This is a genomic window from Pseudomonas sp. C 49-2 (assembly GCF_003970195.1).
Lineage (GTDB): Bacteria > Pseudomonadota > Gammaproteobacteria > Pseudomonadales > Pseudomonadaceae > Aquipseudomonas > Aquipseudomonas canadensis.
In genome coordinates, this window is the sequence record NZ_RXYG01000003.1 from 117993 (window position 1) to 134096 (window position 16104).

At 61.6% G+C, this 16104-nt stretch carries 12 protein-coding genes and 1 pseudogene; 4 read left to right on the top strand and 9 right to left on the bottom strand.

The window, feature by feature from the left end; translation table 11 throughout:
- Positions 1 to 12: 12 nt before the first annotated feature.
- From EJ576_RS06845 to EJ576_RS06860, 4 genes and pseudogenes are all read left to right on the top strand, one after another.
- Positions 13 to 1914 (top strand): potassium transporter Kup, encoded by a 1902-nt coding sequence (locus tag EJ576_RS06845; protein WP_028619099.1) that lies wholly within the window; start codon positions 13 to 15, stop codon positions 1912 to 1914.
- 126 nt (positions 1915 to 2040) lie between these two features.
- Positions 2041 to 3147 carry an NADH:flavin oxidoreductase/NADH oxidase gene (locus EJ576_RS06850; RefSeq protein WP_028619100.1) on the top strand — a complete coding sequence of 369 codons (1107 nt, stop codon included), beginning with the start codon at positions 2041 to 2043 and terminating at the stop codon, positions 3145 to 3147.
- Between the two features lie 125 nt (positions 3148 to 3272).
- Positions 3273 to 3569, top strand: a pseudogene (locus EJ576_RS06855) (GNAT family N-acetyltransferase); the annotation flags it as partial.
- A 194-nt stretch (positions 3570 to 3763) separates the two neighbouring features.
- The gene (locus EJ576_RS06860) at positions 3764 to 3949 is read left to right on the top strand and encodes a hypothetical protein (RefSeq protein ID WP_028619101.1); all 186 of its coding nucleotides are present in this window, start codon (positions 3764 to 3766) and stop codon (positions 3947 to 3949) included.
- Between the two features lie 83 nt (positions 3950 to 4032).
- On the opposite strand, the gene EJ576_RS06865 is transcribed toward EJ576_RS06860, so the two are convergent.
- From EJ576_RS06865 to EJ576_RS06905, 9 genes are all read right to left on the bottom strand, one after another.
- Complete coding sequence (locus tag EJ576_RS06865) at positions 4033 to 5658, bottom strand: glucan biosynthesis protein D (protein ID WP_126569925.1); 1626 nt, start codon at positions 5656 to 5658, stop codon at positions 4033 to 4035.
- A 348-nt stretch (positions 5659 to 6006) separates the two neighbouring features.
- A complete protein-coding gene (locus tag EJ576_RS06870; protein WP_126569927.1) occupies positions 6007 to 7869 on the bottom strand; it encodes an FAD/NAD(P)-binding protein in 1863 nt (620 codons plus the stop codon).
- Positions 7870 to 7932: 63 nt separating this feature from the next.
- A complete protein-coding gene (locus EJ576_RS06875) occupies positions 7933 to 9357 on the bottom strand; it encodes a gamma-aminobutyraldehyde dehydrogenase (protein ID WP_123474737.1) in 1425 nt (474 codons plus the stop codon).
- A gap of 21 nt (positions 9358 to 9378) precedes the next feature.
- A complete protein-coding gene (locus tag EJ576_RS06880) occupies positions 9379 to 10203 on the bottom strand; it encodes an ABC transporter permease (protein ID WP_122724084.1) in 825 nt (274 codons plus the stop codon).
- Positions 10193 to 11122 (bottom strand): ABC transporter permease, encoded by a 930-nt coding sequence (locus tag EJ576_RS06885; RefSeq protein ID WP_028619105.1) that lies wholly within the window; start codon positions 11120 to 11122, stop codon positions 10193 to 10195. The genes EJ576_RS06880 and EJ576_RS06885 overlap by 11 nt, the downstream gene beginning before the upstream one ends.
- 1 nt (position 11123) lies before the next feature.
- Positions 11124 to 12158, bottom strand: coding sequence for an ABC transporter ATP-binding protein (locus EJ576_RS06890; protein WP_126569929.1), 1035 nt, complete (start codon positions 12156 to 12158; stop codon positions 11124 to 11126).
- Between the two features lie 175 nt (positions 12159 to 12333).
- On the bottom strand, positions 12334 to 13485 hold the full coding sequence (gene ydcS, locus EJ576_RS06895) for a putative ABC transporter substrate-binding protein YdcS (protein WP_123474673.1): 1152 nt from the start codon (positions 13483 to 13485) through the stop codon (positions 12334 to 12336).
- A 72-nt stretch (positions 13486 to 13557) separates the two neighbouring features.
- Positions 13558 to 15015 (bottom strand): gamma-aminobutyraldehyde dehydrogenase, encoded by a 1458-nt coding sequence (locus tag EJ576_RS06900; protein WP_028619108.1) that lies wholly within the window; start codon positions 15013 to 15015, stop codon positions 13558 to 13560.
- 133 nt (positions 15016 to 15148) lie between these two features.
- Positions 15149 to 16060 carry a LysR family transcriptional regulator gene (locus EJ576_RS06905; protein ID WP_003209548.1) on the bottom strand — a complete coding sequence of 304 codons (912 nt, stop codon included), beginning with the start codon at positions 16058 to 16060 and terminating at the stop codon, positions 15149 to 15151.
- Between the last annotated feature and the right edge of the window lie 44 nt (positions 16061 to 16104).

Here is a 16104-nt window from a genome sequence, read left to right on the forward strand (position 1 = left end):
CAGGAGTGGTTGATGGGTCACGCGAGTAGTCAGGCAGCAGGTGCCGAGCATTCAAACGCCAAGCCGATCGGCATGCTGGTGGCAGCGGTCGGGGTGGTTTACGGCGATATCGGGACCAGCCCGCTCTACACCCTTAAAGAGGTGTTCAACGGCGGTTATGGGGTTCAGGTCAATCATGACGGCGTGCTGGGGATCCTGGCGCTGATCTTCTGGTCGCTGATCTGGGTGGTGTCGATCAAGTACATGTTGTTCGTGCTGCGTGCCGACAACCAGGGCGAGGGCGGCATCATGGCGCTCACGGCACTGGCACGACGGGCGGCGGGGGAGCGCAAGAAGTTGCGTAGCTTCCTGGTGGTGTGTGGCCTTTGCGGCGCGGCGCTGTTCTACGGCGACAGCATGATCACCCCGGCGATTTCCGTGTTGTCTGCGGTCGAAGGCCTGGAACTGGCCTTCGACGGCCTTGAAAAATGGGTCGTGCCCATCGCCTTGGTGGTGCTGGTGGCGCTGTTCCTGATCCAGAAACATGGCACCGACCACATCGGCAAGCTTTTCGGGCCGGTGATGGTGACCTGGTTCCTGGTACTGGGCGGCCTGGGTGTGTATGGCATCACCCTGCACCCTGAAGTGCTCAGTGCGATGAACCCGATGTGGGCGGTGCGCTTCTTTGAGGCGCATCCCGGCATTGGCGTGGCCATCCTCGGCGCGGTGGTGCTGGCACTGACCGGCGCCGAAGCACTGTATGCCGACATGGGTCACTTCGGCCGCAAACCCATCGCCCGCGCCTGGTTCATGCTGGTGCTGCCGGCGCTGGTGCTCAATTATTTCGGCCAGGGCGCCATGCTGCTCGGTGACCCGGAAGCCGCGCGCAACCCGTTTTACCTGCTGGCGCCGAGCTGGGCGCTGATCCCGCTTGTGGTGTTGTCTACCCTGGCCACGGTGATTGCCTCCCAGGCAGTGATTTCCGGTGCGTTCTCGTTGACACGCCAGGCGATCCAGCTGGGCTACATCCCGCGCATGCACATTCAGCACACTTCAAGCGCCGAGCAGGGCCAGATCTACATCGGCGCGGTGAACTGGTCGCTGATGGTTGGCGTAATCCTGCTGGTGCTGGGCTTTGAGTCGTCCAACGCACTGGCATCGGCCTACGGCGTGGCGGTGACGGGCACCATGTTGATGACCACCATCCTGGTGTCGGCGGTGATGCTGCTGCTATGGAAATGGCCGCCGATTCTGGCTGTTCCTGTCCTGGTTTGCTGCCTGTTGGTGGACGGTCTTTACTTCGCCGCCAACGTGCCGAAGATCATCCAGGGCGGTGCCTTCCCGGTACTGGCGGGGATCGTGCTGTTCGTGCTGATGACCACGTGGAAGCGCGGCAAGCAATTGCTGGTGGAACGCCTCGACGAAGGTGGCCTGCCGCTGCCGATCTTCATCAGCAGTATCCGCGTTCAGCCGCCTCATCGCGTGCAGGGCACCGCCGTGTTCCTCACCGCGCGCCCGGACGCCGTGCCCCACGCGCTGTTGCACAACCTGCTACACAACCAGGTATTGCATGAGCAAGTGGTGTTGCTGACGGTGGTCTACGAGGACATTCCCCGCGTACCGGCCGCACGGCGGTTCGAGGTGGATGCCTACGGCGAAGGCTTTTTCCGAGTGATCCTGCACTTCGGTTTCACCGATGAGCCGGATGTGCCGGAGGCGCTGAAGTTGTGCCATCTGGATGACCTGGACTTCAGCCCGATGCGCACCACCTACTTCCTCAGCCGCGAAACGGTCATCGCCTCGCGGATCAAGGGCATGGCCCGTTGGCGCGAAGCTTTGTTCGCCTTTATGTTGAAGAACGCCAACGGCAACCTGCGCTTCTTCAAACTCCCGGTAAACCGGGTGATCGAACTGGGCACTCAGGTCGAAATGTAAGCTGTTGCAATACGGGGGCCGGCAATCGGTCCCCGCTTTTCCTTCTGAACCCTGTGCAATCCAGCGTTGTCGACTAGGCTCTAAGCACTGTTTGAATAGTGCCCACAGAACCAGAAGAGGTGCGCCATGAGTCAGCTGCTCGAACCCTATACCCTCCGTCAATTGACCCTGCTCAACCGCATCGCCGTGTCGCCCATGTGCCAATACTCAAGCGACGACGGCTTGGCCAATGACTGGCACCTGGTGCACCTTGGCAGCCGTGCCGTCGGTGGCGCCGGGCTGATTTTCACCGAAGCCACCGCTGTGACTGCCGATGGCCGCATCACCGCCCAGGACCTGGGCCTGTGGAACGACGCACAAATCGAACCGCTGCAACGTATTACTCGTTTTATCGCGGCCCAAGGCGCGGTGGCCGGCATTCAACTGGCCCACGCCGGGCGCAAGGCCAGCACTCACCGGCCTTGGATCGGCAAGCACGGCAGCGTCAAACCGGAGGATGGCGGCTGGACGCCGGTAGGGCCATCGCCGATTGCCTTCGACCCTCAGCACACCCAGCCCAAGCCGTTGGACGAAGGGCAGATCCAACAAGTGATCGCCGACTTCGTGGCCGCCGCCAAGCGTGCGTTGACCGCAGGCTTCGAAGTAGTGGAAATCCACGCGGCCCATGGTTACCTGTTGCATCAATTTCTCTCACCGATCAGCAACCAGCGTCAGGACCAGTACGGTGGCTCGTTCGAAAACCGCATCCGTCTGGTGCTGCAAGTGACCCAGGCCGTGCGTGATGTCTGGCCCCAGGAGTTGCCGCTGTTTGTGCGGGTGTCGGCCACCGATTGGGTGGAAGACGGCTGGAACCCCGATGAAACCGTGGAGCTGGCGCGTCGCCTGAAGGACCTGGGGGTGGACCTGATCGACGTTTCCTCCGGTGGCACCGCCGCCAACGCCGAGATCCCCACCGGCCCCGGTTACCAGACGCGCTTCGCCGAGCGCGTGCGCAAAGAGTCGGGCATGGCCACCGGCACCGTTGGCATGATCACCGAGCCGGCCCAGGCTGAGCACATCTTGCGCACCTGCCAGGCCGATATCATCTTCCTGGCCCGTGAGCTGTTGCGTGATCCGTATTGGCCGCTGCATGCCGACGATGACCTGGGCGGACGCAAGGCCATCTGGCCAGCTCAGTATCAGCGCGCCACGCACCGGGACCAGCCGATTCATGAGTCGGACCTGCGTGACTGAGCCTGGCTGAGCGGCCGACGAAACCCACCCTGACCCGGTGGGTTTTTTCTTGCTCGCGTTTGACGCAAGCCTGATCCTGGGTCGCCTAAAAGCAGGAGGCCATCATGCTGGTGGAACGTGCGTTAACTGACAATCGCACGCTCCATAACCAAACGCTGCGGATGCGCCAACTGACGTTCCTGCACGTCAGCCATGCGGCGCGCGGCTTGGGGCTGGGAGGGCGCTTGTTCGCGCTGGCCCGTGAGCACGGCCGCCAAACCGGAGCGGATGCGTTGTACATCTCGGCCACGGAATCGCGCAATACCGTGGACTTTTACCTACGCCAAGGCTGCCGGTTGCTGCAGCAACCTGATCCAGAACTGTTTGCACAAGAGCCCCATGACATTCATCTCTACCGACCGTTAGGTGAGAAAGGACTGTAGGTCTTTGTTACCGGAGCAAATATTTAAGTGATTACTCTAAAAAAGTCCCACGCTGAGCAATAAGGTTTCTACGCTTAGGGTAAGCCTGATTTCTGGCCCAGGAAGTCAGTTGGTTTGCCCACTGAGGCATTGCGCTTCGTGGTAGGCGGTTCGGGGCAACGGGAGTATTTGATGGATATCAGGAGAAGCAGTCCATGGCCAAGTCCTATGGTGTAGCGGGGGTGGTGGTGTCGTTTCTGGCCCGCAGGGTGTTTTTGCGTGGCCGAAGGCTGAGTTCGGATGAACTGGAATTACTGGCGCAGTACCGCGCCCTGACCGAGAACGATCAGGTGGCGATGCGCTATTTGATTGGGGCGATGAAGAGTGTGTCGCGGTTCTGAGCACCTGTAGGCGCTGGCTTGCCAGCGATGCAGGCACTGCGGTGTGCCTGCATCGCTGGTAATCCAGCTCCTACAGGGGGCGATCAGGTGTACTTACGCTGGTCCGGAGCCGGCGGGAAGTACTGGTACAACCAGGTTTCACTCAAGGTGCGGTCCTGGGTGCGGATGAACAGGCGCAGCTCCACCGGCTCCACGCTGTCGCTGGTCGGGTACCAGTCAAACAGGATGCGGTAGCCCTTGATGTTATCCAGTACCAGCACGCTGAAATCCTTGACCTGGCCGTGGGAGCAAGTCACCACTGGCTCGATCCCGGTGCCCTGTGGAAGGCGATCCAGGCCGCCGCCCTTGAAGTCCACGGCAAAACGGCGCGCCCACACGGGTGGGTAGTGCTCGCCCGGTGCCCAGCCCTCGGTAAAGCCACCCATGCCTGAACGGGTCGCGTCCACTTGGGCTAGCGGTGTGCTCACCGGTGGCAGGGCGCTCCAGTACAGCTTGTAGCCGTAGTTGAGCGAGTCGCCGGCCGCCACGGGTTTTTTCGGGGTCCAGAAGGCCACGATGTTATCCAGGGTCTCACCGGTTGTAGGAATTTCCAGCAAGTCGATAGAGCCCTCGCCCCACGCAGTGGTTGGTTCCACCCACAGGCTCGGGCGCTTGCTGTACCAGTCCACGGTGTCCTGATAGCTGGCGAACTCATGGTCGGTCTGCACCAAGCCGAAGCCTTTCGGGTCTTTATCGGCGAACGCGTTGAATTGCAGCTTGGCCGGGTTGTTCAGCGGGCGGCAGATCCACTCGCCGTTGCCGCGCCACATGGCCAGGCGGTCCGAATCATGGATCTGTGGGTGGATGGTGTCGCACATACGGCGTTCGTGGGTGCCGCAGCTGAACATGCTGGTCATCGGTGCGATGCCCAGTTGTTCGATAGTGGTACGCGCGTTGATGTGTGCGTCGATCGCCATCACCACCTGGTTGGCCTGGCAGTCGATATCGAAGCGGTAGGCACCGGTGGCGCTCGGGGAGTCGAGCAGGGCGTAGACCACGAAGCGGGTGGCGTTCTTGTCCGGGGTTTCAAACCAGAACTGCGTGAAGTCGGGGAACTCCTCGCGCTTTTTCGCGTAGGTGTCGATGGCCAGGCCACGGGCCGAGAGGCCGTACTGCCCGGTGCTGTCCACTGCGCGGAAGTAGCTGGCGCCGAGGAATGACAGTACGTCATGGCGGTCCAGCTCCGGCGCCTTGAACAGCTTGAAGCCGGAAAAACCCAGGTCACCGGTCAATTGCTTGGTATCGACCGTGGTCTTTTCATAGTTGAACAGCGATGGGCGGAAATGCACTTCGCGCGCTTCGCGGGTCTTGGGGTCGACACTATGCATGCGCACCGGCGTCTTGAAGCCCATGCCGACGTGGAAGAACTGCACGTCCAATTGACCATTCAATTCCTTCCACAGCGAATGGTTACCGTCGTAGCCGATGGCGTTGAAATTCTGCGGGGTCATGGTCCCCAGTGTCGGCGGCAGCACCTGTTTGGTGTCCTTGTAAGCGGTCCCGGCGAGTTGTTTGGCCTGGGCCTTGAGCGATTCGAAATCGAACGCCACGGCCTTGCCATCAGCGGCACGGTTCCCGGCCCAGGCCTGGGCGGCGAGCAGGCCGCTGGCCGACAAACCGGTGTAAGCCGCAATGGCCATGGACGCTTTGAGCAAATTCCTGCGGTGCATAGAGACAACCTGTCGTGAGCAAATCCCGCGCCGTTCCTGGCACGTAGCGGATCAGAAATTACGGTTCGGACATGCCTTCGGCCAAACGCAACGGACATTAAACAGACGCCGGATAGCTTAAGCGGTTCGATGACGTAGGAAAATTGATTGATAGCGGGATGATGGCGTTGCAAGTGCGACAAGACATTTCAAGGTCCGCCAGCCTGTAGTGAGCGGGCTTGCCCCGCGCTGGGCTGCGAAGCAGCCCTAACCGGACCGCCGCATGCCTTCAGGTATTTCGCGGCGCCGGGTTTTGGGGCCGCTTTGCAGCCCAGCGCGGGGCAAGCCCGCTCACTACAAGTCCTCAGTTCAGCTCACTTCAGCGACTGCGCGATACGCCTCATCAATCGCCGCATGCGCATACGCACTCCACGCCGCGTCCGAGTTGGCGATGCTCACATGCCCCACCGGCTTTTTCGCCAGGTTCATCCACGCCTCGCTCTGGTCCGCATCGTCGAACAAGCTGTTGGAGAAGCTCGCATAACCGTGTGACCAGCGGTTGACAGTGATCGCCAGAATGTCGGTCTCATGGTTAAACCCGCCCGGCCCGAGCATGCGTTGCAACTGGTCACGCAACTGCGCTTCCAGTTGCTCGAACGTCTGCCCATAGAGCTTGCCCCGCCCGGCGCGGGCCTGGTCGCGGGCGTTCATGCCGCTGTTGGGGCTGGTGGGTACATAGACCATGTGCAAGCCGATCGGCTGCGCCGGGTCGCGCGGGTGGTCGTAGCCGCCCATGCTTACCGGATAGTCCAGTTTGATGCGGCTGTAAGGTTGGGTCGCCGCGTAGATTTCATGCACGCCCAACTTCTGGAACGACTGCCAATTGCGGATCACCACCTTGGTGTACACCAGCGGGTACTTCACGTTCTGGCTGAGCGCTTGGGCCTGGGGCGCCGGCAAATCCTTCAACAGGTACGGGATCATCATGTTGTAGCAGGCCAGGATGCAGCGTTTGCCGCGCACCTGTGCGAGTTGTCCGCCACGGCTATAGCCGATATGCACGCTGTTGCCAACGTTACGCACGCTGACCGCCGTGCTGTTCAAGCGCAGCCGTACGGCTGCCTTGGGCTGGTCGAGCTTGGCGTAGTCGAACGCCGCCAGCACGATATCGTCCATGGTGTGCCCTGGTGCCACGCCCGGGATCAGGCTGCGCACCAGCAACCGCGCGACCGAGGCATTGCCATCCGGGAAGTGGTAGATGTAGGGCTCTTCCATTTCGGCTGCCGCTTCTTCGCTGATCGGCGCCAGGTTCATCCCGGCAAAGCCTGGGAAACCCACGCTATAAGCGTCAGCAGCAGCTACGGCATCAATGCTCAACGCCATGAAGTCATTGGTGCGGCTCTGGAAGTATTTCACCGCGCCTTCCGATAATCCTACGTTCTTGAGCAGGAAATCGCGGTAGCTGGTAGCCGCCAGGTAGTCGGCCTTTTCTTCGGCCGTCTTGCCCGGCAGGTAATCCTTGGGCGCGGTGTGCAGTTCGATCAGGGCCAGGCGGTCTGCCGCTGGCAAGGGGAAGTCATTGATGAAGTCGCGGATGGCGCGGGCATTCAACTGGTCCGGTGCAATATCGTCGGCCACCATCGGTGTCGGGTCACCGGTCACCAGTTTGTCTTCGCCGAAGTTTTCCTTGTCGAAGAACACCCCGCGCGACAGCCCAAGGCCTGGGTAGAACTGGCGGTCGAAGGCGGTTTCGAAGCGCTTGATGTTCACCCCGAGCTTTTTCAACAGCCCGTTCACTTCCTTGCTGTACAGGTGATTGGGCGACTGGAATGCTTCGCTACCGCCGTAGCCGATGATCATGCGGCCACCGGCCTGGAATTCATTGCGCTTGGCGTGGCCGCCGAAGTCGTCGTGGTTTTCCAGGATCAGGATCTTCGCCTTGGGGTGCTTCTCGCGGTAGAACCACGCCGCCGACAAACCACTCAAGCCGCCGCCCACGACCACCAAGTCGTAGTCCTCAGTGATTGGCAGTGTGTCGGTGTCGAACACCTTCTTTTCCCAGCCCATCTGGTGCGCCACTTCGAACGAGCCGGCATGGCTGCCGCGCAGGCCGGTGAGGGCGGGTGGGTAGTAACGGCCATCGGGGGCGGCTTGCAGGATTTGCAGTGGGGTCATGCCGGCGGCGATGGTGACAGCGACGCCGTTGAGGAAGTCGCGGCGGGTGATATCCATGGGGGATCCTGAAAATTATTGTTATAGGTTCCCGGCATCCAGTGAGGATGCCGGGTTAAATCGTCAGTGCTTGAACATCACATGGCGCACGGTGGTGTAGTCCTCCAGCCCGTACATGGACATATCCTTGCCATAGCCGGACAATTTCTGACCGCCGTGGGGCATTTCGCTGACGAGCATGAAGTGGGTGTTCACCCAGGTGCAGCCGTATTGCAAGCGTGCGGCCAAGCGGTGGGCGCGTCCTACATCGGCGGTCCACACGGATGACGCCAAGCCGTAGTCCGAATCATTGGCCCAGCCCAGCACCTGCGCTTCATCGGTGAATTGGGTCACTGATACCACCGGCCCGAACACTTCGCGGCGCACGATCTCATCGTCCTGCTGCGCGTCAGCCAGCACGGTCGGTTCAAAGAAGAAGCCATTGCCTTCCACTGCCTTGCCGCCGGTGACCAGGCGAATGTGCGGCTGCGCCACGGCGCGCTCGACGAAGCCCGCGACACGGTCGCGATGCTGCGCGGTAATCAATGGGCCCAGCTCGGTGGCCGGGTCATCCTGCAAGCCGTACTTGATACTGGCGACCGCCGCGCCGAGCTTCTCGACAAACTTGTCGTAGATCTGCGCTTGCGCATAAATCCGGCAGGCCGCCGTGCAATCCTGACCGGCGTTGTAGAAACCAAAGGTACGAATGCCTTCCACGGCGGCGTCGATGTCTGCATCGTTGAAGATGATCACCGGCGCCTTGCCACCCAACTCCATGTGCATGCGCTTCACGCTGTCGGCGGTGCTGGAGATGATGTTTGCGCCCGTGGCGATGGAACCGGTCAACGACACCATGCGCACTTTCGGGTGGTTCACCAGCGGGCTGCCGACGGTTGGCCCACGGCCGAACACCAGGTTGAGCACACCGGCCGGGAAGATTTCAGCGGCCAGTTCGACCATGCGTAGCGCGGTCAACGGGGTTTGCTCCGACGGCTTGAGCACCACGGTATTACCGGCGGCGAGGGCCGGAGCGATTTTCCAGGCGACCATCATCAGCGGATAGTTCCACGGTGCGATGGAAGCAATCACACCCACCGGATCGCGGCGGATCATCGAGGTATGGCCGGGCAGGTATTCGCCGCCGGCCGAGCCGCTCATGCAACGGCTGGCGCCGGCAAAGAAGCGGAATACGTCGGCAATCGCCGGAATTTCATCGTTCAGGGCGGCGCTGTAGGGCTTGCCGCAATTGTCCGATTCCAGCTTGGCCAGCTCTTCGCCGTGGGCTTCGATCACGTCCGCCAGTTTCAACAGCAGCAGCGAGCGGTCCTTGGGCGCGGTTTGCGACCAGCTTTCGAAGGCCGCATCGGCTGCGCGCACGGCGGCGTCGACCTGGGCTTCGCTGGCTTCGTTGATTTCCACCAACACGCGCCCGAGCGCCGGGTTGAATACCGCCTGGGCCGGGCCTTCGCCCTCGACCAGTTGGCCATTGATCAGCAGTTTGGTTTGCATCGCCATGTCCTCTTCAAACAATTATTTACCGCCACTCCCGGCCACGCTTTCACCGCCGCGCGTCAGGTAATAGGCACCGAGAATCGGGAACATCGTTACCAGCATCACCAGCATCGCGACCACGTTGGTCACCGGCACATCCCGTGGGCGGCTCAGTTGGTTGAGCAGCCACAACGGCAAGGTGCGTTCGTGGCCGGCGGTGAAGGTGGTGACGATGATTTCGTCGAACGACAGCGCAAAGGCGAGCATGCCGCCGGCCAGCAGCGCCGAGCCCAGGTTGGGCATGATGATGTAGCGGAAGGTCTGCCAGCCGTCGGCGCCCAGGTCCATCGAGGCTTCGATCAAACTGTGGGAGGTACGGCGCAGGCGGGCGATGACGTTGTTGTAGACGATCACCACGCAGAAGGTCGCGTGGCCGACGATGATGGTGAACATCCCCGGCTCGATCCCGAGCGTCTTGAAAGTCGCCAGCAACGCGATACCGGTGATGATCCCCGGCAGCGCAATCGGCAGGATCAACATCAACGACACGCCTTGCTTGCCAAAGAACTCACGGCGATACAGCGCCGCCGAGGCCAGCGTGCCGAGCACCATGGCGATCAGCGTGGCGATGGCCGCGATCTGCAATGACAGCTTGATCGCTTCCAACACATCCGGCCGGGCGAAGGCCACGCTGAACCACTTCAACGTGAAGCCCTGGGGCGGAAAGCTGAACGCGGCTTCTTCGGTGTTGAAGGCGTAGAGGAAGATGATCAGGATCGGGAAGTGCAAAAACACCAGCCCACCCCAGGCGGCGATCTTCAAGCCTATTGATGACTGCATTTGAGGTGAAGAGTCAGAGTGCATCGAAGGCCCCCAGGCGTTTGACGATGGACAGGTAAACCGCGATCAGCACGATCGGCACCAAGGTGAACGCCGCCGCCATGGGCATGTTGCCGATGGCGCCTTGCTGGGCGTAGACCATGCCGCCGACGAAGTAACCCGGTGGCCCTACAAGCTGCGGCACGATGAAGTCGCCCAGCGTCAGCGAGAAGGTGAAGATGGAGCCGGCGGCAATCCCCGGAATCGACAGTGGCAATATCACCTGCATGAACGTCTGGCGCGGCTTGGCGCCAAGATCCGCCGAGGCTTGCAGCAACGACGGCGGCAAACGCTCCAGGGACGCCTGGATCGGCAGGATCATGAACGGCAGCCAGATGTAGACGAACACCATGAAGCGCCCCAGGTGCGAGGTGCTCAAGGTGCTGCCGCCCACGCCGGGAATGCCCAGCACGAACTGCAACACCGGCTCCAAACCCAGGTGCTGCACGAACCACTGCGCCACGCCGCCTTTGGCCAGCAGCAAGGTCCAGGCGTAGGCCTTGACGATGTAACTGGCCCACATCGGCATCATCACCGCGATGTAGAAGAACGCCTTGGTTTTGCCCGTGGTGTAGCGCGCCATGTAGTAGGCAATCGGGAAGGCCACGACGGCGCTGGCGATCGACACCACAATCGCCATGCTCAGGGTGCGCACAATGATGTCGAAGTTCGACGGCTGGAACAGCGCGGCGAAGTTGGCCAGGGTCAGGTCCGGCGTGACCGCCATGGTGAAGTCGTCGAAGGTATAGAACCCTTGCCACAGCAGGGTCAGCAACGAACCGAGGTAGATCGCGCCGAACCAGATCAGCGGCGGCACCAGCAGCATCGCCAGGTAGAGGTTGGGCTTGCGGTACAGCAGGTTGGAGAACCTGCGCATCGGCGGATGGGAAAGGGCCAGGCTCATGTCACACCTCGCCTGCGCTGTCGGTCAGCGGGGTCATGGCTTCCCGTGCCCAGCGAGCGGTGATGGACTGGCCGACCTGATGGCCGCTGCTGATGTCCAGCCATTGGTTGTTGGCCTGGCTGATGTTCAGCGCCTGGCCGTTTTCCAGTTTCAGTTCATAGCGGGTGGCGCTGCCCTGGTATTGGATATCGTGGAGCAGACCGCTGATTTCCACTTCGCCAGCGCCCAACGGGCCCTCGGCAAAGCGCACGTGTTCCGGGCGGATCGAGAACGGCTGCGCGTTGCCGCTGAGGCGCTGGGCCAGCTCGCCGCGAATCACGTTGGAAGTGCCGACGAACTCGGCGACGAACGACGTGGCGGGTTTCATATAGAGGTTGCGCGGGGTGTCGACCTGCTCGATGCGGCCTTTGTTGAACACGGCTACGCGGTCGGACATCGACAGCGCTTCGGTCTGGTCGTGGGTCACGAAGATAAAGGTGATACCCAGCTGGCGTTGCAGCTTTTTCAGCTCGCTTTGCATCTGCTCGCGCAGCTTGAGGTCGAGGGCGCCCAGGGGTTCATCCAGCAGCAATACCCGTGGACGATTGACCAAGGCGCGGGCCAGGGCGACCCGTTGACGTTGGCCGCCGGACAGTTGCACCGGTTTGCGGTCGCCGTAGCCGCCGAGGGCGACCATGGCCAGCGCCTCTTCTGCACGGTTCAGGCGTTCGGCCTTGCCCACACCCTTGACCTTGAGGCCGTAGGCCACGTTGTCGCGCACATTCATATGGGGGAACAGCGCGTAATCCTGGAACACAGTGTTCACATCACGCTGATACGGCGGCAAGCCGGCGGCTTCCTCGCCATGGATGCGGATCGAGCCTGCGCTCGGCTGCTCGAACCCGGCGATCAGGCGCAGGCAGGTGGTCTTGCCCGAGCCGGAAGGGCCGAGCATGGAAAAGAACTCGCCGTCCTGGATATCGATGGAAACCCGGTCAACGGCTTTCACTTCGCCGAACTGACGGGAAACGTGGGTGAATTGGACTGCAAGCGTCATGGTGCGGTGCTCCAAAAAGGCGCGGGTCGTCGCAGCGGCCCGGCCTGGACTTCTGAAAAAACGAGGATGCATGTGTGCTGCGCTGAAACGGTGAAAATCGGGCTTTTGTGGTGAGCGGGCTTGCCCCGCGCAGGGCAAGCCTGCTCACCACAAGAAGCAGTCTCTGCAGGGACCCTTAGCGGCCGCCCATGATCGCAATGTAATCCTGGGTCCAGCGGCTGTACGGCACGAACTTACCGCCTTCAGCCTGCGGGGTTTTCCAGAAAGCGATCTTTTCGAACTGGTCGAAACCATTGGTCTTGCAACCCTCGGCGCCGAGCAGTTCGCTTTCCTTGCAGGCCGCAGGCACGGCAGGCAGCGAACCGAACCAGGCGGCAACGTCGCCCTGGACCTTCGGCTGCAGCGACCAGTCCATCCACTTGTAGGCGCAGTTCGGGTGCTTGGCCTCGGTGTGCAACATGGTGGTGTCGGCCCAGCCGGTGGCGCCTTCCTTCGGAATGGTCGAGGCAATCGGCTGTTTCTCGTTCTGCAGGCCGTTGACCTGATACGGCCAGGCGCTGGAGGCCACCACACCTTCATTCTTGAAGTCACTCATTTGCACGGTGGTGTCGTGCCAGTAGCGGTGGATCAGCGGCTGTTGCGCACGCAGCAGTTCGAGCACGGCCTTGTACTGGGTTTCGGTCAGTTCATAGGGGTTCTGGATGCCCAGTTCCGGCTTGGTCGACTTGAGGTACAGCGCCGCATCGGCAATGTAGATCGGGCCGTCATACGCCTGCACACGGCCTTTGTTCGGCTTGCCGTCCGGCAGGTTCTGCGCGTCGAACAGCACGTTCCAGCTGGTGGGCGCGGTCTTGAACACGTTGGTGTTGTACATCAACACGTTCGGGCCCCACTGGTACGGGGTGCCGTAGGTTTGCTGGCCGACCACATACCATGGCGCATCTTTCAGGCGCGGGTCGATGTTCTTCCAATTGGGGATCAGTGCGGTGTTGATTGGCTGCACCCGCTTGCCCACGATCAACCGCAGCGACGCATCGCCCGATGCGGTGACCAGGTCATACCCGCCCTTGGCCATCAGGCTGACCATTTCGTCAGAGGTGGCGGCGGTTTTCACGTTGACCTTGCAGCCGGTTTCCTTCTCGAAACCGGTGACCCAGTCGTAGGCCTTGTCGCTTTCGCCACGTTCGATATAACCAGGCCAGGCGACGATATCCAACTGGCCTTCACCGGCACCCACCGCCTTGAGCGGTTCGGCGGCCTGGAGGCTGGCGCTGGCCAGCAGCGCGGTGGTCAGGGCACTGAGCAGTGCGGTCTTGTGCGCAGACATGGGGGTTCCCTCTTCTTTAATTATGGTCGGGGCAGTTGTTCAAACCGGTGACGCATGAGCTTAGTTGTTGTTTTAAAGATGCTGGCCGTGTCGCGCCATGATGTGGCGCACCACGCTGTAGTCCTGCAGCGAATCGCTGGACAGATCCTTCCCATACCCCGAACGCTTCAAGCCGCCATGGGGCATTTCGCTGACCAGCATGAAATGACTGTTGATCCAGGTGCAGCCGTATTGCAGGCGCGCCGCGACCTGCATGGCCTTGTCCAGGTTCTGGGTCCACACCGAGGAGGCCAGGCCGTATTCGGAGTCGTTGGCCCAGTCCACTGCCTGTTCCAGCTCGTCGAAGCGGGTCACGGTGACCACCGGGCCGAATACTTCGCGCTGCACGATTTCATCGTTTTGCTTACAGCCGGCGAGCAAGGTGGGTTGGTAATAGAAGCCCGCGCCGGAATGCACGGCGGCGCCGGTGATGCGTTCGATATGCGGCTGGCCGAGGGCGCGCTCTACAAAACTGGCGACGCGGTCGCGCTGGCGCGTGCTGATCAGCGGGCCGAGTTCATTGTCGGCATCGCGTTTACCGGCAAAACGCAGGCTGCTGACCGCCGCGCCCAGTTCGGCGACGAGTTTGTCGTGGATACCGGCCTGGGCATAGATGCGGCACGCGGCGGTGCAATCCTGGCCAGCGTTGTAATAGCCGTAGGCGCGCACGCCTTCGACCACAGCTTGCAGGTCGGCGTCGTTGCACACGATCACCGGGGCCTTGCCGCCCAGTTCCAGATGCGTGCGTTTTAGGGTTTTGGAGGCGGCTTGCAGAATCTTCTGCCCGGTGACGATATCGCCGGTCAACGAGACCATGCGCACCTTGGGATGGCTGACCAAGTGACTGCCGACGCCTTCGCCGCCGCCACACAGAATGTTGATCACACCACGTGGCAGCAGCTCTTTAAGCACGGGGGCCAGGGCCAGGATCGACAGCGGCGTATGTTCCGACGGCTTGAACACCAAGGTATTACCGGCAGCCAGGGCGGGGGCGATCTTCCACGCGGCCATCATCAGCGGGTAGTTCCACGGCGCAATCGAAGCGACTACGCCGATCGGATCGCGACGCACCATGCTGGTGTAGCCCGGCAGGTATTCACCGCTCAACTGCCCGGTCTGGCAACGCACAGCCCCGGCGAAGAAGCGGAACACATCCACGGTGGCACTCAAATCATCCTGACGCGCCAGATGCAAGGGCTTACCGCAGTTCAGGGATTCCAGACGGGCCAGGTAGTCGGCTTGTTTTTCGATGGCGTCGGCAATGCCCAACAGGATGTTCGAGCGCTGCTGCGGCGTGGTGCGTGACCAGCCGGCAAAGGCGCGGTGGGCGGCGAGGATCGCGGTTTCGACCTGCTCGGTACTGGCTTCGGCGATTTGGGTGAGCACTTCACCGGTGGCCGGGTTGAGGATCGGCTCGGCAAAACCCTGGCCCTGGACCAGTTCGCCGTCGATCAGCAACGCAGTGAGCAGCGGGGTGGGCGCGCCGGACATTTTTCGCGATCTCTTTTCTTGTGTGGCCATGGGCGTTCTCTTACAAGGCGCCTGACCTTCTCTTAGGGGATGAACAGAGACTAGAGGTCAGGCGCGAGGTCAACAAATACTAAATACTGAATGCAGCATTCGATTAAATAGATGGCTTGCGCGGGTGGGGCTGTTCACGGGCGACGGTGAGGAACGGGTCGACCAGCGCAGGCCGTGCGGTGCCTCGGCGCCAGGCCAGGCCCACGTCGAGGGTCTGGCTGAGGTCGGCAATCGGGCGCGCTTCAATGATGTCGCCTTCAAGTGACCAGGGCCGGTAGGTCATGTCCGGCTGGATCGACACGCCGAGGCCCGCCGCCACCAGGCTTCGCACGGCTTCGGTGGACGCGGTGCGCAAGGTCACACGGGGTTGCAGGCCTGCGCCGGTCCACATGCGCTGGGCGTTGTGGCCCATTTCGTCGACGTTCAGCTGGATCAGCGGCTCACGTGCCACATCGGCCAAGTTAATGCTGTCGTGTTCCAGCAGTGGATGTTGTGCCGGTAGCCACAAGCGGTGCGGGGAGTGGGTGAGGACTTCGGTCTGCAAGGCGTGGCGGTCTTCGAGGTTGGAGAGGATCAGCACGCCCACATCGATTTCACCGCTGACCAGCAAATGTTCGATATACGGGCGTTCATCCTCCATCACGCGGATTTCCACATTGGGGTAGGCGCGCTGGAATCGCGTCAACAAATCCGCGAGGTAATAGCCAGCCACCAGGCTGGTCACGCCGATGATCAACTGCCCGGCGACTTGGTCGGTGCTCTGTTGCAGGCTGCGCTTGGCGTTGTCGACGGTGGCCAGGATCAGATGCGCCTGGCGCAGAAATTGATGGCCCTGATGGGTCAGGGTCATGCCCTTGGCGTGACGGTTGAACAGGTTGACGCCGATTTCCTGCTCCAGTTGCTGGATCGCCAGGGTCAGGGTGGACTGGGAAATGAACGCTGTCTGCGCGGCAGCGGAGATCGAACCGGTTTCGGCCACGGCGATAAAATGCCGGATTTGACGCAAGGTCATCATGCTGGAATTACCAGTGGGGTGTTTTTATAGATTTGTTCGAGTGT